We start from the raw sequence: 19,820 nt of genomic DNA on the forward strand, positions 1-19,820 counted from the left end.
CCTGAAACCTATCTGATAATCATTACTTTTTTAACTTTGGTTTCCACTCCGTCTTGTGCCGAAATAAATATCATGTACACTCCAGAAGCGACTTTGTGTTTTCCAAAAGCAGTGGTATCCCATTCTAATGTCCCACCTTCAGAGATTTTTTCAAAAACTAGATTCCCTTCAATATCGGTGATTTTAATAGTAGCTTTATCGAGCAATCCGGCAATTTTAACCGTTCCTTGATATTCGGGCCGCACTGGATTGGGATACACGTAGGCATTATTTAAATCTTCATTTGGCGCTGTCGCAGTCCCTTTAAAAGAAACTAAACCTTTAGCCGTTGCAATAAAAACTTCGCCCGTAGTGCTATTGATATCAATATCATTGATAACATTGCTGGGCAATGGTGAATTATTTATCGTAAAGTGATATTTGGTTTCCTGACCGTTTGGTGAAACAAGAAACAAACCCGAATCGGCAGTGCCAATCCATTTGTTATTAGCGCCATCAACAGCAATATCCGTAATAAATTGCTCGTATAATAACTCTTGCGCAAGATTATCGTCTAAAATAATTATGGGATTGGCCTTCAGCTGGTCCTCGGTTTGAAAACTACCTACATTGGATAAAACCCGCAATCCTTTTGTAGTTCCTATCCAAAGTTGGTTTCTAGCATCAACAGCAAGCGCTCTCACATCTGAAATTGGTAGATTCCCCGTGTCCGATCCCGTTGTTAATTTTTTAAAGACATTATTACTTTCATTAAAACCAATAACTCCATCACCAACAGTACACAACCATTTTGTTCCATTTTTATCAATAACCATTCGACCCAAACTTGCATTGATACTGGAATCCAAAATAGTATTCATTGAATAGCTTTGCCATTGTCCGTTAGCTCTAAATACTTTCAATCCGTTTTTTATTCGGCTGTTAGTAACCCAAAGATTTCCTGATTTGTCGAATGCTGCTCCATTAATTCTGACATCGATATAACTTGGCCCCAAATAGGTTAGCGACTCTAAACCACTATTCGTTTGATTGTATAAAATTGTAGGGATGTCATTTTCTATTTTTAGTAATCCTGAGAAAAAAGAACTCGCGTATACTTCGCTTTCATTGCTGGGATTAACTGTTATTCTGGTCATCGATTGTGCTCCTAAAACTTGTTCATATGGAATATTCAACCATCCAGTTGCGCTAAATTTACTGATGCCGTACCGATCTAACGGATATGGATTATAATCTGCCGTATAATCTCCATACACCGTCCAAAGCGCAGTGGTCGTGACTTGAAGCGCAAATATATTGTTGCGCGAAGGGCCGATAGGCGTACTATTCTCGAAAGTTGCTGCCGAAGAAAGTGACGCCGTAATCAATCCATTTTCTTTTGTTCCAATAAAAATAGCATCACCTATTACTGTTGCACTGGTAAAACTTGGATTACGATCTGTAATTTGATTTGTATTTATCTGGCGCACCAAAGCCATCTGATTGTTGTAAATATAAATACTGTTCGCCGTTGTTACTATTACATAATTTGCCGTTGCCCTCATATCGAGTGAAGGCTGAAGAAGGACAATAACTCCTGAAAACAAACTGGAAACTGAATTAAATTTATGAATGTATCCCGCAGCATTTATGGCAAATAAGTCCGCACCAAAAGTCACGACATTTGACCAGTTCCCTGTAGCAATTGTTTCCCACTGATTGAAATCAATTAAGTTTTTATTAGCAACACTGGCTCTTCTTATTCCGCTATTTGTGGCGGCATAAATAAATCCATTGTAAATTGCTGTTTGGTTCACCATGATTTCGCCTCCATTATCGCCGATAAAATAAGTATCGCCAAATTGCATGGTAGCCAGATTAAACTGAACAATTCCAAAATCACAGGAAACATAAGCAACACCTTCATATTCCATGAAGTGATTGATTTTTTTTATATTGGGAGGAAGTTGTTTATTGATGACATCGACCACATTCAGCATGCTTGCATCGCCTTCATTAATGACTATCATCAGTCCGTTTTCGTATCCTACAATTGTTTTATTGAATGTTACACTGTAGTATAACGATGAAATTGTTTGTCCGGAAAGACCGTCAATAGTATTTGTTGTTTTAATTACGTTTGTCGCTACATTTTTTGAAAATAGTGCGTTTTCGGAAGCAGCAAAAACAGCCGTCGCAGATTCTGATAGGTCTTTAATTTCATTGTAAGAGAAATAACCTTGCCACGACAAGTTACTTTGGGAAAAACCCATTTGGAAAAAAAGTAAAAGCAAAAAATATAAAACGCTCTTTTTCATTATTCGCATCAATATTGGTTTACAAATATAGAACAAAGGAAAGTCATAGCATTTTGTTACGCAAAAAAAAGCCTTTCACCTTACGACGCATCGCAACAGTGAAAAGCTTTCTAATTAAAACTAAATTTTATTTACACCACTCCTTGAGCAAGCATAGCATCTGCTACTTTTACAAATCCGGCAATGTTTGCACCTTTAACATAATTGACATAACCTTCTTTGTCAGTCCCATATTTTTTACATTGATTGTGTATTCCAACCATGATTTCTTTTAATCTGGAATCCACTTCTTCACTAGTCCAGTTTAAACGAATAGAGTTTTGGGTCATCTCTAATCCTGACGCTGCAACACCTCCTGCATTTGCTGCTTTACCTGGCGCAAAAAGCACTTTCGCTTTCAAGAACAACTTGATTGCTTCTAAAGTACATGGCATATTTGCCGCTTCAGTAACACAAGTAACACCATTTGCAATTAGGTTTTTAGCATCTTCCTCATTCAGCTCATTTTGGGTAGCACAAGGAATTGCAACATCCACTTTTACTTCCCATACACTTTTCCCTTTGTGGAAAACTGCCTTTGGATACTTTTCTAAATACGCTTCGGCTCTATTATCGCCTCGTGCTCTCATTTCAAGCATAAATTCAATTTTATCACCAGAAATTCCTTCCTCGTCATAAATATAACCATCCGGACCAGAAATAGTAACTACTTTTCCGCCAAGATCATTTACTTTCAAGGCTACACCCCAAGCAACATTTCCAAATCCAGAGATAGAGACTGTTTTTCCTTTTATGTTTTGACCAATAGTATTTAGCATTTGTTCTGCGAAATAAACTACTCCGTAACCTGTTGCTTCAGGTCTGATTAAAGAACCGCCATATGCCAATCCTTTTCCAGTTAAAACGCCTGTAAATTCGTTTTTGATTCTTTTGTATTGACCAAATAAATATCCAATTTCTCTGGCTCCAACTCCGATATCCCCAGCAGGAACGTCTAATTGTGGCCCAATGTGTCTGCAAAGTTCTGTCATGAAAGACTGGCAAAAACGCATTACTTCACCATCAGATTTTCCTTGTGGATCAAAATCAGATCCTCCTTTTCCGCCACCCATTGGCAAAGTAGTCAAACTGTTTTTAAATACTTGTTCAAAAGCTAAAAATTTAAGCACGGATAGATTTACAGTATGATGAAAACGAATTCCACCTTTATACGGGCCAATAGCTGAATTCATTTGAATTCTAAAACCTCGATTAACCTGGATTTCACCGCTATCATCAACCCACGGAACACGAAATATAATAGAACGCTCCGGCTCTACTATTCTTAGCAGCAGATTTTTTCCGTCGTATTTTTTTTGCTCTGCAATAAATGGAATTACAGTCTCTGCAAATTCCCTAACAGCTTGAATAAATTCAGGTTCATTTGGATTCTTGGCCTCAACTTGGGCCATAAAATCATTTATTTTTAGTAACATAGATTATAAATAATTAATTAAGAAAACGATTTCGTTATACTTGACAAAGATACATTTTATAAAAATATTCCGACTCTGTTTTTTTTAATTTATAGATAGAATTATCTTTTTATTAAGCATTTTTAATCAATTGTGTTTATGATATCCACAAATAAACCAAATGGTTAAGACTTTCGTAAGTAAATAAGAATTTGTCTGCTTATTTTTAATTTTATTTTTATATGTGTATGATGTTTTTATATATTTGTGAAGATTAGCAAAACAACCCTAATGGTCAAACAAATAATGCTCTTATTATTAATCTGTTTGGGATTTTCACCTGATTCAATTGCGCAATTCGGTGGGTTTTCGCATGAAATAGGGGTAATAGTGGGACCTGTTGCATTTCAATCTGATTATGGAGAACGCCATGATCTTACAACAAACGCTGGAAATACGGGATATGGAATCGGGATTATTCACTATCTCAACTTTTCTTATAAAGCGGAATGCAACTGTTATACGCCCGAAACATATTTTAATGATCACTTTAAATTAAGATCTGAACTATCGTATAATAAAACTGAATTGCAACATTTTGGAGAATATGTTGAAGGAAAACCTTCGCTAGGAAAACAGCAATTAAAAGCAATGACTGGGAGTACTGCCGTAACGAATATCGGGATGCAACTTGAATTTTTCCCTTTGAGCATTCGTGATTTCACTGCAAGAACAGGAAGTTTAGGGCCATTTGTCAGCCTTGGCGGACAATTCAGTCATTACAACGCTAAAGCCTCATCATCCTTGGGGCCATTAGGAACTCCATTGACTACATTTCCTAAATATTTAACGCCAACAGATGGACGCCCTTATGGATTTTCTAACGAAGGAGGAACCGTTTGGTCCGTTGTCTCTAGTGTAGGTACGCGCTATAAACTAAGCCCATTACGAGATTTAATGGTTGATTTAAGATTTCAATATTTTTTCTCCAATTGGGTTGATGGTTTAAATCCTAATCCCGAACTTTATAAAGAAAACAAAGCAAATGATTGGTTGGTATGGTTCAATGTTGGTTATATTTATTACTTACAATAACATCTACCTAATCATTTATAAAAAATAAAACCCCAATTCTGAGATTTAGAACTGGGGTTTCATTGTATTAAGTTATGCTAATGCTTGCTTCAAATCTTCAATCAGATCCTCGGCATCTTCTATACCTACACTTAATCGAACCAAATCATCTGTAATCCCAACTGCTGCGCGCTTGTCTTCGGGAATGGATGCATGCGTCATTAAAGCCGGATGATTTGCTAATGATTCAACACCACCTAAAGATTCTGCTAATGTGAAAACTTTTAATTTCTCCAGAAAATCTATCGCATCTTCTTTTTTCCCAGAAACAAAAGTAAATGAAACCATTCCTCCAAAACCACTCATTTGTTTTTTGGCAATTTCATGATACGGATGGCTTGGTAATCCCGGATAATATACCGTTTTAACTTTTGGATGATTGTCCAAAAATTCCACCACTTTTCCTCCATTTTCACAATGTCTTTCCACGCGAAGATGCAAGGTTTTAATTCCTCTTAACACCAAGAAACTGTCCATTGGTCCTAATGTTGCTCCTGTTGCAAATTGTTGAAAATGCAATTGTTCACCCAGCGCTTCATCTTTTACAATCAACGCTCCGGCAATAACATCAGAATGGCCTCCCAAATATTTAGTTGCCGAATGCATTACGATATCAGCTCCTAAGTCTAATGGTTTTTGCAAATAAGGTGTTGCAAAAGTATTGTCAACCGCAAAAAGAATTTTCTTCTCCTTAGTGATTTTAGCAATTTCCTGAATATCGGCTAATTTCATCAAAGGATTTGTTGGCGTTTCTACCCACACTAATTTCGTGTTTTCGTTGATTAATGACCTGAACTTCCCAATGTCATTCATATCCACAAAATGAAATTTTATCCCTGAATCTTTATAAATACGGGTAAACATTCTATAGGTTCCGCCATACAAGTCATCCATAGCAATAATTTCATCACCTGCTTTAAAAGAACGTAAAACACAATCTGTAGCTGCTAATCCTGACGAAAAAGCTAATCCACGTGTTCCATTTTCGATACTGGCCAGCGCATTTTCCAAAGCGCTTCTGGTAGGATTTGCAGCCCTACTATACTCATAATCTGGATTTATAGGTTGCCCCGGACTGGTTTGTACAAATGTTGACGTTTGGTATACTGGCGGCATAACCGCACCCGTACTTGGATCATGATGCTGACCACCATGGATTACCTTCGTATTGAATTTCATATCTTTTTTATTTTAAATGCTAAATAACTTCACAAATTTACCCTTTAATTTATTTAAGCAAGCCACAAGTCGATACCTTTGTATATAATTAACAATTTTGAGATGAAACATTATATAATTTTTGCTGCATTCCTTTTATTAATAACCAGTTGTTCGGACGAGTTAGCTTTTAAAGACCAATCTTTTCATAAAAAAACAACGTTACCATGCAACGAAAATTGTCCTGAGATAACGGTAAAGATTCCTATCGCAAAAAACGATCCTATTGTAGCGGACAGCATTAATAAAAAAGTGTTTTCAGTATTGAAGGAGATCATTTATTTTGGCGAAAAGCCATATACATCAACGGATTATAATGGATTATTAGCCTCTTTTATTGATTCCTATGAAAAACTCCAAAAAGAATTTCCTAATGACACCTTTGGTTGGGAAGCTGAAGTTAAAGGAAGTTTAAAATACCAGTCCGAAAGTGTTTTGAATATAGAAATTAACCATTACACATATACTGGTGGTGCTCATGGATACCAGGGATTGCGTTCTTTGCTGTTTGATCCATCTACAGGAAAATCCATTTCGAATGAGGAATTGTTTAATGACACAGATGCTTTTATGGCTTTCGCCGAAAAAAAATTCAGAGCTAAATATAAAATCCCTGCAAACAAATCGATCAATGCAACCGGATTAATGTTTGAAGGCGAAAAATTCAATCTGCCCCAAAATATATTTTATACCGATAATGGGCTGCTGCTATATTACAATTCCTATGAAGCCGCATCGTATGCTGATGGACCTAAAGAATTAGTATTACCATATAAAGAAGTGAACGATTATTTAGTTATTAAGTAAAACTATTTAATTCTAAATTGCAAAAATCTTTTTTAAGTCTTTCAAAAAAAAGGATTTTTACCAACTTGATTTATAAAATAAGTGCGATTAGGTACTAAATAAACTTTTTAAGGTTCATCATAATACCGATGTGAAGTCCTTCGTGAACATTATTAAAGACCAACGCATCTTCAACATTTCTCAAGGTAAAACCAGTTGAAGTAGGATATTCATTATAGTCTTTGAAAGTTTTATTGTCAAAATCAGCTTTAGTTTGATCAATTGTTTCAAACAATAATGCCTTAATTTCCGCTATTTCGACTTGTGTCACGATGTGTTCCGGCTTGGTTCCCTTTTTGTATTTTTCGACTAATTCCTCCGAAACCAACATAGGCAAACCCGAAAGTTTGTACACTAACAATTGCTGCGTCACGATAATGTGGCCAATATTCCAAATTAAATTGTTGCTGTACCCTGCTGGAATCGTATTAAGTTGCTCCAAAGTATAGCCTGTTAGAAATTTTGAAACCATATTTCTGGTTGTAGTGTTGACCTCAAATGTTTGATTCATTTTTTTATTTTTTGATAAAATTACTCATTTTCCATCTCAAATGATTTTTCTTTGCACAAATAAATCGCTTTTTATATGAACAAAATTTATTATCTCGCCTCTTGCGACACCTGTAGAAAAATCATAAAATCATTACCGAAAGACCACAACTTGAAGTTTCATGACATCAAACAAGATCCGATTACAGTCCAAGAATTGGAACAAATGCGCGAACTTTCTGGAAGTTACGAAGCGCTTTTTAGTAAAAAAGCACAGTTGTATAAATCAATGGATTTAAAGAATAAATCGTTAACCGAAGACGATTACAAAAAATACATTTTAGAGCATTATACCTTTTTGAGTCGTCCTGTATTTATTATTAACGGCAAGATTTATATAGGCAACACACAGCAAAACATGCACCAGGTAATGCTTGCGTTTGCAAATGTCTAAAAGAAATCTCGCGCTCATTGCCGCCACAATAGTTTCTTTGATTTACGGCGTTACGTTTACCATTGCCAAAGATGTCATGCCCTTGTACATTGACGCCTATGGTTTTATCGTTTTGCGTGCCGGTGGCTCACTAATTTTGTTTTGGATTGTATGGCTATTTATGCCGAAGGAGAAAATTGCGTTTCGTGACTTTCCCCGAATTATTGCGGCAGCTTTCTTTGGCGTAGCTTTTAATATGCTCACGTTTTTCAAAGGATTAAGCCTTACTTCTCCCATTAGTGCTGCGGTAATCATGGTTTCAACACCGATGATTGTATTGACACTTTCGGCATTGATCATGAAGGAACGCATGCAAAAACGAATGGTTTTTGGGATTATCCTTGGTTTAATAGGAACGGCTTTTCTTATTCTGTACGGAAAATCCATTGGCAGCGCCACAAATGCCGGATTGGGAAATTTTCTGGTTTTGGTCAACGCCATTTCCTATGGATTTTACCTGATTATCGTCAAGAAATTAATGGATAAATACAATGCCTTTACGTTTGTAAAATGGATCTATTTATTCGGTTTTATTATGGTTTTGCCTTTTGGCTGGAGCCAATTGCAAGCTGTTGAATGGGCTTTTGTTCCCGTGGACATTTGCTGGAAAATAGGATTTGTAGTCGTTTTTTCGACTTTTCTGACGTATCTCCTGAATTTACTTTCGATGAAAGAATTAAAACCAACCACGGTTGCCGTTTTTATTTATTTACAACCGCTGTTCGCAACTATTTTTGCGATACGCTTGGGCAAAGACGAATTAAATTTGGTAAAAATTGGTTCAGCAGTTTTAATATTTTTCGGCGTTTACTTGGTGACACAGAAAAAAAATTAGTTTTCAGTCTCAGTTTTCAGTCAAAGCGCTAAACTTAAATCGAGTCCGTAAATAATTTACCTTTGTAGTATGTTTTTTACCATTTAAAGACATTTGAGAAAATTAAAATTTTAAATAAATGAAATTTGCTCTGCTCCCAACTGAAAACTGTGACTGAAAACTGAACACTTTTTTCTTATCTTTGACCTCTTTTATATAACTATATGATACAATCAATGACGGGTTTTGGTAAAGCAACTTTGCAGTTACCAACCAAAAAAATAACGGTAGAAGTAAAATCTTTAAACAGTAAAGGTTTGGATTTAAATGTGAGAATGCCTTCGCTGTACCGCGAAATGGAATTGGGTTTACGCAACCAAATCGCACTGAAACTGGAAAGAGGCAAAGTAGATTTTTCTATTTTTATCGAAAGTACCGCGGAACAAACCTCGACCAAAGTAAATGTACCGATTGTAAAAGCCTACATCAATCAGCTTAGAGAGGTCTATGCTGATGCTAATGAAACGGAACTTATGAAAATGGCTATTCGCATGCCGGATACCATGAAAATAGAGCGTGATGAAATCGATGAAAACGACTGGGTACAAATCCAAACCGTTATCGAGGAGGCTTTGCAAAACATCTTGACTTTTAGAAGAGACGAAGGTATGTCTTTAGAGAAAGAATTTCAGTTGCGAATAGGCAATATTCGTCAGTACATGACCGAAGCTTTGGCACTTGATCCAGAACGTGTTCAAGCAATAAAAGACCGTCTGCAAACTGCAATCTCCGAACTTAAAGTGAATGTAGACGAAAATCGATTTGAGCAGGAATTGATTTATTATTTAGAAAAATTAGACATCACCGAAGAAAAAGTGCGTTTGACCAATCACTTGGATTATTTCCTGGAAACCATCAACGGAACTGAAGCCAACGGGAGAAAATTAGGTTTCATCACTCAGGAAATGGGACGTGAAATAAATACAATGGGTTCTAAATCCAACCACGCACAAATGCAAAAATTAGTCGTTCAAATGAAAGACGAATTGGAAAAAATCAAAGAACAAGTATTGAATGTCCTCTAAGATTATATAAATATCATTTAAAAAACTAATATATTAAATTATGATAAATTTTAACCTCTTTTATGTGATTTCAGGAATTGTTGTGTTTTTTATTTGTGTTTATCTAACCAGATGGATATTTCAATTAGATGAATTAATAAGACTAAAAAGAGAAAATAACGATCTTTTAAAATCTATTAATGAAAAATTAGACAAAAAAGAATAGGAATTATTGTAAAGAAACAAATGAGTACAGGAGGAAAATTAATCGTATTCTCAGCACCATCAGGATCGGGAAAAACTACTATCGTTAGACATTTATTAAGCAAAGAAGATTTGAATCTTGAATTTTCAATTTCGGCAGCTTCCCGCGAACCAAGAGGCGAAGAGGTAAACGGAAAAGATTATTATTTTATGTCTACCGAAGAATTTAAAAAACACATCAAGAACGAAGACTTTCTCGAATGGGAAGAAGTATACCGCGATAATTTCTACGGTACTTTAAAAAGCGAAGTGGAACGCATTTGGGCCAAAGGAAAAAACGTGATTTTTGATATTGACGTATCTGGCGGATTGCGTATCAAGCATAAATTTCCCGAAGAAACCTTAGCTGTGTTTGTGAAACCACCCAGCGTAGATGAACTTAAAAGACGATTAAAGGAACGTTCCACTGAAAGTGAGGACAAAATCAACATGCGTATCGCTAAAGCTTCTGTTGAACTGGCAACAGCACCACAATTTGATGTTATTATAAAAAACTACGATTTAGATATTGCTTTGGAAGAAGCGTATCAATTGGTAAAGAATTATGTGAAATAAAAAATTGGTTTTAGGTTTTAGGTGTTGGGTTTCAGTTATAATCAACACCTAAAATCCAAAACCTAAAATCCAAATAAATGAAAATAGGATTGTATTTCGGAACGTTTAATCCCATACATGTTGGGCATCTGATCATCGCTAACCACATGGTGGAGCATGCTGATTTAGACCAAGTATGGATGGTGGTCACGCCGCACAATCCTTTGAAGAAAAAAAACACTTTACTCGATGATTACCATCGCTTGCAAATGGTACATCTTGCTACCGAGGATTTTCCAAAGATAAAACCTTCGGATATTGAGTTTAAGCTGTCGCAACCCAATTATACCGTAAATACGTTAGTCCATTTACAGGAAAAATATCCACAGTACGAGTTCTCGTTAATCATGGGCGAAGACAATTTGAAATCTTTGCACAAATGGAAAAATTACGACGCGATTTTGGAGAATCATGACATTTATGTGTATCCCCGAATATCCTTGGAACCAGAAAATGTAACTTTCAAGAATCACTCAAAAATTCATGTGATTGACGCGCCTGTTGTCGAAATATCATCGACATTTATTCGGGATAATATTAAAAAAGGGAAAAATGTACAACCTTTATTACCTGCTAAAGTTTGGGAATTTATTGATCATAATAACTTTTATAAGAAGTAATTACGCCAAAACCTTTTTCAATTCGAGTTGGATATTCTCAAAAATAGAATTCAAACTATCGTTTTTACCTGACAATAAAAATACTTCTGTACAGGGCATTTGCTTGCTGTTCCACAACAATTGGATTTTGTTTTCTTCTATTAAATTTTTCGCATTGCAATTCCAAACGACAGCTATTCCGGTATTTTCCGAAACTATTTCCAGCATTTCATATTCGGATGGAATAATGTAATTGGCAATCATCGACGGTCTTTTTTTATTAAAAACATGCAGCCAAAACAATTTGATATGCGGAATTTGCGCATTGTTACTAAACCATTTTTGGTCGTTCAACCATTGTTCAATCGCTGCGAAATCTTTCCTTTTAATATTGGACTTTAATTCGGAAGCATCAATAGTATTTGAACCTACAATCACTTGTTTAATTTCTCCAACCTTTTTTTGAACTGTGTCAAACGTATCATATTGTTGGGTGACAATAGCAAAATCAAGTTTTTTAGAATCGACTAGTTCAAAAAGAATGTCGTTTTCATGAAAACGGAAGTCGATAAAATCAAATTTCGAAACCAAAGCACTACCCAGACTTCGCATCAAATGTTTGGAAATTCCAATTGAGATTAAACGATTGGCATTGAGCGCTTTGGCGCGAAAACCGTTTTCTACATTTTCCAATCGATCGAGTGCTTCTATAATTAAATTATTGAGTAACTTAGCATATTCAGTTGGCTCTACTCCTTTCGACTTTCGATTGAAAAGTTTATACCCTACATGGGCTTCCAACATTGATATCTGCTGACTAACAGCAGGTTGACTGATAAATAATTCTTTGGCAGCAAAAGAAAAATTGCCGATTTTATAAACGGATTTGAACGTTCGATACCATTCCAGATTAACCATGATATAAATATATTTATCACAAACATAATTTAAATTATTTTTACTAATAGCATATTCGCAGTAAATTTGTAACAAGAAAATTATAAATGAAGAAAATCGCATTATTTGCCATTATAGCATTAACCGCAAGTTGCATTTCCGCAACGGCACAAACTAAAAAAGATATGAAAAAGGTATTATTTGTTGTTACCAGTCATGATAAATTAGGCAACACAGGAGAGAAAACAGGATTTTGGATAGAAGAATTCGCAGCTCCATATTACGAATTATTAGATAAAGATGTTGTTATTGACATTGCCACTCCACTAGGAGGACAGCCGCCGATTGACCCAAAAAGTCAAGAAACATCTGCTGCCACTGAGTACACTAAACGATTTGATGCTGATACTGAATTATTGGCAAAACTGAAAAACACAAAAAAATTAGCGGATGTAAAAGAGTCTGATTACGATGCCGTTTTCTATCCAGGAGGTCACGGTCCGTTATGGGACTTAGCTACGGATAAAAATTCAATCGCTTTGATTGAAGCATTTTACACCAGTAACAAACCAGTCGCTTTTGTTTGTCATTCACCCGCAGTGTTGAAAAACGTAAAAATAAATGGAGAATTTTTAGTAAAAGATAAAAAGGTAACCGGATTTTCTAATACGGAAGAGGAAGCTGTTAACTTAACTAATGTCGTTCCCTTTTTATTAGAAGATGCTTTGCGAGCCAATGGTGCAATGTATTCAAAAGCAGATGACGGGCAGCCTTATGCCGTAGAAGACGGTTTATTGATTACAGGACAAAACGCAGCTTCGCCAAAACTAGTTGCAGAAAAATTATTAAACCAATTAAATTTAAAAAAATAAAAAGATGTTAAATTTTGAATTATACAACCCTACCAATTTAATTTTTGGAAAAGGACAAATTGAAAAACTACCCACTTTAGTGCCAAAAGGAGCAAAAATTCTTTTGGCTTATGGAGGAGGAAGTATTTTTAAAAACGGAATACACGATCAAGTAATCAAGAATCTGGCAGGTTTTGATATTGTGGAATTTGCCGGAATAGAAGCAAATCCGCATTTTGAAACATTGATGAAAGCCGTAACTATTATTAAGGAACAAAACATCGATTTTATTCTTGCTGTAGGTGGAGGATCTGTAATTGACGGCGTAAAATTCATTTCGGCTGCGGCACACTTTGACGGAAATCCAATAGACATTCTTCAGAAAAGAATAATGACTACTGATTTGACAACGATTGTCCCTTTTGGAACCATTTTAACTTTACCCGCTACAGGAAGCGAAATGAATTCCGGCGGAGTAATAACTATTGAATCTACACAAGAAAAATTATCCTTTGGCGGTAGTGCCTTGTTTCCGAAATTTTCAATTTGCGATCCAACCGTAATTGAATCTTTGCCAAAAAGACAATTGCAAAACGGAGTTGTTGATGCTTACACGCATGTTTTGGAACAGTATTTAACCTATCCGCATGAAGGGTATCTTCAAGACAGAATCGCTGAAAGTATTTTACAAACCTTGATACAAATTGGCGCTGACGTTGTAGAAAAACCGACTGATTATGCTTTGGCTTCTAACTTTATGTGGAGTTGTACAATGGCGTTGAACGGATTAATCCAAAAAGGAGTTCCATCGGATTGGGCGACACACATGATCGGTCATGAATTGACGGCTTTATACGGAATCGATCACGCGAGAACTTTGGCTGTTGTGGGTCCAAATTTATACCGCGTTATGTTTGAAACTAAAAAAGGAAAATTAGCTCAATACGGAAAACGTATTTTCAATTTAATTGGAACTGATGACGAAATCGCAAATGAAGCCATCACTAAAACAGTTGAATTTTTCCATACCATGGGAATGGAAACTAAATTATCTGATTACACCAAAGATTTTGACAAAACAGCTGATTTTATTGTAAATCGTTTTGAAGAAAGAGGTTGGTTAGGATTAGGAGAAAAACAAAACATCACTTTAGAAAAGGTAAAATCTATTGTTGAAATGAGTTATTAATTCAAAAATTATCATTGCTGGTCGTTAGTACCGCATAAAAAAAGGCGTTCTCATTTTGTGGGAACGCCTTTTAAAATTCTAAATTATAACTAACTAACTCAATTCTCATTATTTTGTTAAATTATTAAACTATAAATAAAGATAACGAAATTCTATTATTTATATTGTGTTAAAAAACAAAAAAAATTAAAATTATTTTTCAATCGTTATAAATCCCCTTTTTTAATCCGGTTAAATCGCAACGTTCTTGGCCTATTTTTATTTGTATAATCAATAGTTTTTTAAGTACTTTTGATGAAATTGAATAAAAAAATGGCTGATAAAGTAAAATTCGCAGTAATAGGTGGTGGAAGTTGGGCGACAGCGATAGCAAAAATGTTATGTGTAAATCTTACCGAAATTTCATGGTACATGCGTAATGACGCTGCTATAGAACACATTAAAGCATACAAACACAATCCAAACTATTTGAGTTCAGTAGAATTCGACGTCAATAAACTGAAACTGACCAGCGATATCAATGCAGCTGTAGCGTATGCCGATTACATTATTTTTGCAATTCCGTCCGCTTTTTTGGATGCCGAATTAGAAAAATTAACGGTTTCATTATCAGATAAAATAATATTCTCAGCGATTAAAGGCATTGTACCAGAAACAAGCTTAATTGTAGGAGAACATTTTCATGTGAAATATAACATTCCTTATTATAATATAGGTGTAATTACGGGTCCTTGCCACGCTGAAGAAGTAGCAATGGAGCGCCTTTCTTACCTGACCATTGCGTGCGGCGATCCCGACAAAGCAAAAACTATAGCTAAAAATTTATCTGGAAATTACATCAAGACTAAAATCACAGATGATATTATAGGAACGGAATATGCAGCCATGCTAAAAAATATTTATGCCATAGCGGCAGGAATGGCACACGGCCTAGGTTACGGCGATAATTTCCAGTCCGTATTAATGAGTAATGGGATTCGGGAGATGAAAAAATTCATCAAGAAAGTTCATAAAATGAAACGTAACATCAATGATTCTGCTTATTTAGGGGATTTATTGGTTACTGGTTATTCTATATTTTCCAGAAACAGAATGTTTGGCAACATGATTGGTAAAGGCTACACGGTTAAATCAGCAATGATGGAAATGAGTATGGTTGCCGAAGGCTATTATGCGGCCAAAAGTGCGTATCAGCTCAATCAAGGGTACGGAGCCAAAACTCCAATTATAGATGCCGTTTACAGTATTTTGTATGAAGGACAGGACGCTAAGTCCGTGTTTAAAAAACTTACTGATAAGCTGGATTAATTCACTTGTAGATGTAACAATTAAAATACAATCATTTTATGAGCGAAAGATGGAAATATCAAATTAAAACTGGCGGGATTTGGGGTGTGTTTATGACAATTTTCAATGTTTTATTCGACATCAAAGAAATTCCTTTTTCAGAACAGGTTGCTACCGCTAATTTTTATATTCGAGCAGCTGCTTACATCCTTGTAGGGATATTTGTTTTAGGTTATTTCACTTGGAAATCCAAAGTCAAACAACAAGCCGTTAAATAATTTTTATGAGCGAAAGATGGAAATTTCAGATTAAAAATGGGATGATTTGGGGATTCCTATTTTCATTTGTCCTGGCTGCATTTGACTTATTCCAAATGTCTTTTGAAGATGCCTTTTTGTCCAAAAAAAATCTACTCCGAACACTTTATTTCGTTTTAGCCGGAATATTTTTGGTCAGTTATTTTCGTTGGAAGAAAAAAACAAGAATAGAAAATAATACTGAATTATCTCACGACAACTCCGTCAACAAATAAAATAGGCACTTCTTCGACTTCGGTTTCATTAATGGAATTTGCTTTAAAAGCGAACTTTTTATCGTATAATTTGCCGTCCATGAAAAACGTGAGCATGAATTCATTGTTTAGTGCCAAAACACTTTTTTCAATCATTTCGACTTTAACAACAGAAACCGCAGGAATTTCAGCAAAAGCGTGACGTAACAATGATGTTTTTTTCATTTCACCATTGATGGTTCCAAAAGCTTTGGAAACTACCATGACACTTTCAACTAAGAAATCGCTGTCATTGACTAAATAAGCGTACCACACTTTTTCCATGAAATCGTCACTCCATTCTTGGACTGCTGCAAAAAATACGTTCTCTACTTCGGGGATAATGATGTCTTTTTTCATGTCATTTGGCAGAACGAAGCAACTCTTCATTCATTATTAATTATTGTTTCGCATTCAAAATAAATGTATTGTGAACTTAAAAGCCCTAGCCCAGATAGCAGTGGAAATCCTTTTTTTAGGCTTTTGGCCTCAAAAAAGATTGTAACGAATAGCTGGAAATAGCTCTTAAAAACGCAAATTTAAAAATTGTATCAGCTTGTATCGTTTCTCGAAATGCCTAAATGCTTGATTTAAATTGCTCCAAAAAGCGAACGTCATTTTCGTAAAACATACGGATATCGCCGATTTGATACAGCAACATCGCAATTCTTTCAATTCCCATTCCGAAGGCAAAACCGTTGTATTCATCTGGATTGATGCCGCAGTTTTTTAAAACATTTGGATCCACCATTCCGCAACCCATGATTTCTAACCAACCGGTTCCTTTGGTAATTCTATAATCGGTTTCTGTTTTCAGACCCCAATAAATATCGACCTCAGCACTTGGCTCGGTAAACGGGAAATAGGACGGACGCAAACGGATTTTTGATTTTCCGAACATCTCTTTGGTGAAATATAAAAGGGTTTGTTTTAAATCAGCAAAAGAAACGTCTTTGTCAATATATAATCCCTCCACCTGATGAAAAATACAGTGAGAACGGGACGAAACAGCCTCGTTACGGAATACTCTTCCCGGAGAAATGGTACGAATGGGCGGTTTATTTTCTTCCATGTAACGCACCTGAACGGATGATGTGTGCGTGCGCAACAAGATATCAGGATTGGTTTGAATGAAAAACGTGTCTTGCATGTCACGCGCCGGATGATATTCCGGTAAGTTTAATGCGGTGAAATTGTGCCAGTCGTCTTCAATTTCCGGACCTTCGGAAACGTTGAAACCAATGTTTGAAAAGATATCTATAATTTGGTTTTTCACCAATGAAATAGGGTGACGGGAGCCAATAATCATCGGTTCAGCCGAACGGGTCAAATCTCCATAAAACCCTTTGATTTCTTCTTTACTTTCTAAAGCTTCCTGTATGGTTTTTACTTTGTCTTCGGCAGAAGTTTTAAGCAAATTGATAACTTGTCCAAATTCCTTTTTTTGATCGTTTGGAACGTTTTTAAATTCAGCGAAAAGATCTTTTAAAAGACCTTTGCTTCCAAGAAATTTAATTCGGAACGTTTCTAACTCTGCTGCGTTTTGCGTTGAAAAAGCTTGTGCTTCACCAATATATTCTTTTATCTTGTCTATCATTTTCATCCAATAATTGAGAGTGCAAATTTAGGAAAAAGTTTTCAGTTTTCCGTCTCAGTTTTCAGTAGATTCGTTCTGAAAACTGAGACTGCGACTGCAAACTACGAAATTAGTTCTCTTTCCAAAAAATAATTGACAATGGCTTCTTTCATCAAAACGGATTGTTCTCCCGCTTTTAGCGGAGGCAATTCTTCTTTTACTTTGTAATGAGGCCATCCTTCTTCATCAAAAAATTCAAATTCATAGAAGCCATACGGTTCTAATAACCTGCAAATCGCAATGTGCATCAGGTTTAATTTTTCGTCTTTTTTATATTCACTGTGTACTTTTCCGAGTTCTTGCACTCCAATTAAATAAATAATAGCGTCTAAATCTAAATCCTCCCCTTGAGAGAATTGATTGGATAATATAGTTACAAGCTGTTCCCAGCGTTCTTTAAGTTGCGTGTCTCTTGACATTTTGATTTTTGATTGTAGATTAATGATTTTTGAATGCAGATTTGTATCGCAGATTTTCAAAAAGAATAATCAAATTATTTTGCGCAAAGATAAGAACTTGAAAATTGGCAATTGATACGGAACAATTCTTTTATATTTGCAATTTTATTTTTCTAATTTAAGTATCATGGGACTTTTGGATATTATTTTGGGTGTACTGCTCGCTTTTGCTTTTTTCAAAGGCCTTCAAAATGGTCTTTTCATAGAGCTAGCTTCTTTGGTTTCGTTGTTAGCGGGAATTTATTTTGCGGTCAAATTTTCTTCGTTTATGAAGGATATACTATCGGGACTTGTCAAATGGAATCCAAATACAATTCAAGTAGTAGCTTTTATTCTCACGTTTATCACCGTGGTGGTAGTAGTGTCACTAATAGGAAAGTTCCTGACCGGAATAGCTGATTTTGCCTTTTTAGGATGGCTGAACAAGCTAGGCGGCGGTTTCTTCAGGGTGCTAAAAACGATTTTAATTATTAGTATCGTTTTTGCAATTTTCGAAAAAATAAATTACAATCATATCTTAGCCAAAAAAGAAACGCTGGACAGTTCTCTTTTCTACACTCCAATCCAAAAAACAGCGGGTTACATATATCCTTCATTAAAGGAATGGTATAGTAGTTTGAAGAAAAAGTAATTTGTAATACATTTTAGTCGCAGTTCGCAGCCTCAAACTACAAGCGCAAAATCTTGATTATTTGCCTTTTAAACCCATAATTGTTTGTGTAAGCTTTTCTATTTTTTCTCCGTATTGCACATTTAGTTTTTCAAAAAGTTACTTTATATTAATTGCATTATTGAAAATTGGATTGGGGAGAATTACGAATCCGTTGGTCAATGTTGGGATACTATTTAAGCAACGTACTTTTTACAGCGAATATTGGAGTACTTTTTAGATCGTGTATTTAATCCCTGAACTCTAAACTACTTCACCTCCTTTATCGCGCTACTCTCCATCCAGCCTTCGGTTCCGTCCGTTAGTTGTACTTTTTTCCATTTTCCAATGACTTCTTCCACATAAACTTTAGTTCCTTCGTGCAGTATAAAAATAGGTTTACCGCCATTTCTAGGTTCACTTTTTACATTGGCTATTTCATCAAAAACGATGGCTGGCTTTTCGTTATCAAAATGACTTTTTTCAAAAATTGTAGCCGAAACACTGATTAGAATTAGCAAAAAAAGCATAAACATTCCAAAAAAGAAAATCCTTTTTGACAGTGTAATTTGTGAAAAATAATACCCAATAAAAACCAACAGGAACGCCATTGCCAATCCAACAGAAATCCATGCCCACGTATTGTACGGATAGATTCCCGTAAAATCCCGAATCAGCTTTCCAAAACCTACTTTTGGAATTACTTTAATTTCATCGATAGTTCGTTTTTGAGCGAATTTCAAGTTGTTAATCGCCTCGTTATTATTTGGGTTTAATACCAATGCTTTTTCATAATTGTAAATAGAAGGCGCTACTTTATTCAACTTATAATACGCATTACCTAGATTAAAGTACAATTCAGAAGAGTGTTTCCCTGCTGTCAAAACACTTTCATACGCTTGAACTGCCTGATCGAATTCCCCATTTTTATACAATTCATTTCCTCTTTCAAAACCATTTTGGGCAAAGAAAATTTGGGTTGTCAATAGTAATATATAAAGTATGTTTTTCATAAAAATTTAAACACGAAGTTCACA

Annotated in this window: 21 protein-coding genes; 12 read left to right on the forward strand and 9 right to left on the reverse strand. The window is 35.4% G+C overall.

Annotated features, from left to right (window positions below; all coding sequences use genetic code 11):
- Positions 1-8: 8 nt before the first annotated feature.
- Together porZ and gdhA are read right to left on the reverse strand one after the other, a co-directional pair.
- Positions 9-2,306 (reverse strand): type IX secretion system anionic LPS delivery protein PorZ, encoded by a 2,298-nt coding sequence (gene porZ / locus ACNQGJ_RS00770; RefSeq protein ID WP_470303543.1) that lies wholly within the window; start codon positions 2,304-2,306, stop codon positions 9-11.
- 122 nt (positions 2,307-2,428) lie between these two features.
- On the reverse strand, positions 2,429-3,772 hold the full coding sequence (gene gdhA, locus ACNQGJ_RS00775; RefSeq protein ID WP_417971048.1) for an NADP-specific glutamate dehydrogenase: 1,344 nt from the start codon (positions 3,770-3,772) through the stop codon (positions 2,429-2,431).
- Positions 3,773-4,042: 270 nt separating this feature from the next.
- On the opposite strand from gdhA, the gene ACNQGJ_RS00780 reads away from it, so the two are divergent.
- Entirely contained in the window at positions 4,043-4,846 is an 804-nt protein-coding gene (locus ACNQGJ_RS00780) for a THC0290_0291 family protein (protein WP_417971046.1), read from the forward strand.
- A 72-nt stretch (positions 4,847-4,918) separates the two neighbouring features.
- Here ACNQGJ_RS00780 and ACNQGJ_RS00785 read toward each other — a convergent pair whose 3' ends face one another.
- The gene (locus ACNQGJ_RS00785; protein ID WP_417971044.1) at positions 4,919-6,064 is read right to left on the reverse strand and encodes a cystathionine gamma-synthase; all 1,146 of its coding nucleotides are present in this window, start codon (positions 6,062-6,064) and stop codon (positions 4,919-4,921) included.
- A gap of 102 nt (positions 6,065-6,166) precedes the next feature.
- Between ACNQGJ_RS00785 and ACNQGJ_RS00790 the strand changes: the two genes are divergently transcribed.
- Positions 6,167-6,910, forward strand: coding sequence for a DUF3298 and DUF4163 domain-containing protein (locus tag ACNQGJ_RS00790; protein ID WP_417971042.1), 744 nt, complete (start codon positions 6,167-6,169; stop codon positions 6,908-6,910).
- 94 nt (positions 6,911-7,004) lie between these two features.
- Here ACNQGJ_RS00790 and ACNQGJ_RS00795 read toward each other — a convergent pair whose 3' ends face one another.
- Positions 7,005-7,460, reverse strand: coding sequence for a DinB family protein (locus ACNQGJ_RS00795; RefSeq protein ID WP_417971040.1), 456 nt, complete (start codon positions 7,458-7,460; stop codon positions 7,005-7,007).
- Positions 7,461-7,535: 75 nt separating this feature from the next.
- On the opposite strand from ACNQGJ_RS00795, the gene ACNQGJ_RS00800 reads away from it, so the two are divergent.
- The 5 genes from ACNQGJ_RS00800 to nadD all read left to right on the forward strand — a co-directional run bounded on the left by ACNQGJ_RS00800 (position 7,536) and on the right by nadD (position 11,287).
- Positions 7,536-7,892, forward strand: a complete 357-nt coding sequence (locus ACNQGJ_RS00800; RefSeq protein WP_417971038.1) for an arsenate reductase family protein — start codon at positions 7,536-7,538, stop codon at positions 7,890-7,892.
- Positions 7,885-8,766 carry a DMT family transporter gene (locus tag ACNQGJ_RS00805; RefSeq protein WP_417971036.1) on the forward strand — a complete coding sequence of 294 codons (882 nt, stop codon included), beginning with the start codon at positions 7,885-7,887 and terminating at the stop codon, positions 8,764-8,766. The genes ACNQGJ_RS00800 and ACNQGJ_RS00805 overlap by 8 nt, the downstream gene beginning before the upstream one ends.
- A 203-nt stretch (positions 8,767-8,969) precedes the next feature.
- Positions 8,970-9,830, forward strand: coding sequence for a YicC/YloC family endoribonuclease (locus tag ACNQGJ_RS00810; RefSeq protein WP_417971034.1), 861 nt, complete (start codon positions 8,970-8,972; stop codon positions 9,828-9,830).
- Positions 9,831-10,055: 225 nt separating this feature from the next.
- A complete protein-coding gene (gene gmk, locus ACNQGJ_RS00815; protein WP_417971032.1) occupies positions 10,056-10,628 on the forward strand; it encodes a guanylate kinase in 573 nt (190 codons plus the stop codon).
- 77 nt (positions 10,629-10,705) lie between these two features.
- Positions 10,706-11,287: a nicotinate (nicotinamide) nucleotide adenylyltransferase gene (nadD, locus tag ACNQGJ_RS00820; RefSeq protein WP_417971030.1), complete on the forward strand. Its 582-nt coding sequence runs from the start codon at positions 10,706-10,708 to the stop codon at positions 11,285-11,287.
- On the opposite strand, the gene ACNQGJ_RS00825 is transcribed toward nadD, so the two are convergent.
- Positions 11,288-12,184: a LysR family transcriptional regulator gene (locus ACNQGJ_RS00825; RefSeq protein WP_417971028.1), complete on the reverse strand. Its 897-nt coding sequence runs from the start codon at positions 12,182-12,184 to the stop codon at positions 11,288-11,290.
- Positions 12,185-12,270: 86 nt separating this feature from the next.
- Between ACNQGJ_RS00825 and ACNQGJ_RS00830 the strand changes: the two genes are divergently transcribed.
- The 4 genes from ACNQGJ_RS00830 to ACNQGJ_RS00845 all read left to right on the forward strand — a co-directional run bounded on the left by ACNQGJ_RS00830 (position 12,271) and on the right by ACNQGJ_RS00845 (position 15,768).
- Positions 12,271-13,035, forward strand: a complete 765-nt coding sequence (locus tag ACNQGJ_RS00830; protein WP_417971026.1) for a type 1 glutamine amidotransferase domain-containing protein — start codon at positions 12,271-12,273, stop codon at positions 13,033-13,035.
- A gap of 4 nt (positions 13,036-13,039) precedes the next feature.
- Complete coding sequence (locus tag ACNQGJ_RS00835; RefSeq protein ID WP_417971024.1) at positions 13,040-14,203, forward strand: iron-containing alcohol dehydrogenase; 1,164 nt, start codon at positions 13,040-13,042, stop codon at positions 14,201-14,203.
- Positions 14,204-14,515: 312 nt separating this feature from the next.
- The gene (locus ACNQGJ_RS00840; RefSeq protein ID WP_417971022.1) at positions 14,516-15,511 is read left to right on the forward strand and encodes an NAD(P)H-dependent glycerol-3-phosphate dehydrogenase; all 996 of its coding nucleotides are present in this window, start codon (positions 14,516-14,518) and stop codon (positions 15,509-15,511) included.
- A gap of 38 nt (positions 15,512-15,549) precedes the next feature.
- Positions 15,550-15,768: a hypothetical protein gene (locus tag ACNQGJ_RS00845; protein ID WP_417971020.1), complete on the forward strand. Its 219-nt coding sequence runs from the start codon at positions 15,550-15,552 to the stop codon at positions 15,766-15,768.
- Between the two features lie 224 nt (positions 15,769-15,992).
- Here the strand turns inward: ACNQGJ_RS00845 and ACNQGJ_RS00850 are convergent, their stop codons facing one another.
- The 3 genes from ACNQGJ_RS00850 to ACNQGJ_RS00860 all read right to left on the reverse strand — a co-directional run bounded on the left by ACNQGJ_RS00850 (position 15,993) and on the right by ACNQGJ_RS00860 (position 18,095).
- A complete protein-coding gene (locus tag ACNQGJ_RS00850) occupies positions 15,993-16,400 on the reverse strand; it encodes a hypothetical protein (protein ID WP_417971018.1) in 408 nt (135 codons plus the stop codon).
- A 217-nt stretch (positions 16,401-16,617) separates the two neighbouring features.
- Positions 16,618-17,637: a phenylalanine--tRNA ligase subunit alpha gene (pheS, locus tag ACNQGJ_RS00855; protein WP_417971016.1), complete on the reverse strand. Its 1,020-nt coding sequence runs from the start codon at positions 17,635-17,637 to the stop codon at positions 16,618-16,620.
- Between the two features lie 101 nt (positions 17,638-17,738).
- Positions 17,739-18,095 carry a hypothetical protein gene (locus ACNQGJ_RS00860; RefSeq protein ID WP_417971014.1) on the reverse strand — a complete coding sequence of 119 codons (357 nt, stop codon included), beginning with the start codon at positions 18,093-18,095 and terminating at the stop codon, positions 17,739-17,741.
- Between the two features lie 166 nt (positions 18,096-18,261).
- Here ACNQGJ_RS00860 and ACNQGJ_RS00865 point away from each other — a divergent pair, with 166 nt between their 5' ends.
- A complete protein-coding gene (locus tag ACNQGJ_RS00865) occupies positions 18,262-18,765 on the forward strand; it encodes a CvpA family protein (protein WP_417971012.1) in 504 nt (167 codons plus the stop codon).
- A 287-nt stretch (positions 18,766-19,052) separates the two neighbouring features.
- Here the strand turns inward: ACNQGJ_RS00865 and ACNQGJ_RS00870 are convergent, their stop codons facing one another.
- Positions 19,053-19,796: a tetratricopeptide repeat protein gene (locus tag ACNQGJ_RS00870; protein WP_417971010.1), complete on the reverse strand. Its 744-nt coding sequence runs from the start codon at positions 19,794-19,796 to the stop codon at positions 19,053-19,055.
- Between the last annotated feature and the right edge of the window lie 24 nt (positions 19,797-19,820).

The organism is Flavobacterium cryophilum (assembly GCF_048286555.1).
Classification (GTDB): domain Bacteria; phylum Bacteroidota; class Bacteroidia; order Flavobacteriales; family Flavobacteriaceae; genus Flavobacterium.

What these genes read in the sequence shown, in the direction of transcription:
- ACNQGJ_RS00830 (WP_417971026.1), top strand. Translation starts at nt 12,271, where the DNA reads ATGAAGAAAATCGCATTATTTGCCATTATAGCATTAACCGCAAGTTGC.
- ACNQGJ_RS00800 (WP_417971038.1), top strand. Translation starts at nt 7,536, where the DNA reads ATGAACAAAATTTATTATCTCGCCTCTTGCGACACCTGTAGAAAAATC.
- ACNQGJ_RS00865 (WP_417971012.1), top strand. Translation starts at nt 18,262, where the DNA reads ATGGGACTTTTGGATATTATTTTGGGTGTACTGCTCGCTTTTGCTTTT.
- ACNQGJ_RS00850 (WP_417971018.1), bottom strand. Translation starts at nt 16,400, where the DNA reads ATGAAAAAAGACATCATTATCCCCGAAGTAGAGAACGTATTTTTTGCA.
- ACNQGJ_RS00780 (WP_417971046.1), top strand. Translation starts at nt 4,043, where the DNA reads ATGGTCAAACAAATAATGCTCTTATTATTAATCTGTTTGGGATTTTCA.
- nadD (WP_417971030.1), top strand. Translation starts at nt 10,706, where the DNA reads ATGAAAATAGGATTGTATTTCGGAACGTTTAATCCCATACATGTTGGG.
- ACNQGJ_RS00810 (WP_417971034.1), top strand. Translation starts at nt 8,970, where the DNA reads ATGATACAATCAATGACGGGTTTTGGTAAAGCAACTTTGCAGTTACCA.
- gmk (WP_417971032.1), top strand. Translation starts at nt 10,056, where the DNA reads ATGAGTACAGGAGGAAAATTAATCGTATTCTCAGCACCATCAGGATCG.
- ACNQGJ_RS00790 (WP_417971042.1), top strand. Translation starts at nt 6,167, where the DNA reads ATGAAACATTATATAATTTTTGCTGCATTCCTTTTATTAATAACCAGT.
- ACNQGJ_RS00840 (WP_417971022.1), top strand. Translation starts at nt 14,516, where the DNA reads ATGGCTGATAAAGTAAAATTCGCAGTAATAGGTGGTGGAAGTTGGGCG.
- pheS (WP_417971016.1), bottom strand. Translation starts at nt 17,637, where the DNA reads ATGATAGACAAGATAAAAGAATATATTGGTGAAGCACAAGCTTTTTCA.
- ACNQGJ_RS00860 (WP_417971014.1), bottom strand. Translation starts at nt 18,095, where the DNA reads ATGTCAAGAGACACGCAACTTAAAGAACGCTGGGAACAGCTTGTAACT.
- ACNQGJ_RS00785 (WP_417971044.1), bottom strand. Translation starts at nt 6,064, where the DNA reads ATGAAATTCAATACGAAGGTAATCCATGGTGGTCAGCATCATGATCCA.
- ACNQGJ_RS00795 (WP_417971040.1), bottom strand. Translation starts at nt 7,460, where the DNA reads ATGAATCAAACATTTGAGGTCAACACTACAACCAGAAATATGGTTTCA.
- ACNQGJ_RS00845 (WP_417971020.1), top strand. Translation starts at nt 15,550, where the DNA reads ATGAGCGAAAGATGGAAATATCAAATTAAAACTGGCGGGATTTGGGGT.
- gdhA (WP_417971048.1), bottom strand. Translation starts at nt 3,772, where the DNA reads ATGTTACTAAAAATAAATGATTTTATGGCCCAAGTTGAGGCCAAGAAT.
- ACNQGJ_RS00805 (WP_417971036.1), top strand. Translation starts at nt 7,885, where the DNA reads ATGTCTAAAAGAAATCTCGCGCTCATTGCCGCCACAATAGTTTCTTTG.
- porZ (WP_470303543.1), bottom strand. Translation starts at nt 2,306, where the DNA reads ATGCGAATAATGAAAAAGAGCGTTTTATATTTTTTGCTTTTACTTTTT.
- ACNQGJ_RS00835 (WP_417971024.1), top strand. Translation starts at nt 13,040, where the DNA reads ATGTTAAATTTTGAATTATACAACCCTACCAATTTAATTTTTGGAAAA.
- ACNQGJ_RS00825 (WP_417971028.1), bottom strand. Translation starts at nt 12,184, where the DNA reads ATGGTTAATCTGGAATGGTATCGAACGTTCAAATCCGTTTATAAAATC.
- ACNQGJ_RS00870 (WP_417971010.1), bottom strand. Translation starts at nt 19,796, where the DNA reads ATGAAAAACATACTTTATATATTACTATTGACAACCCAAATTTTCTTT.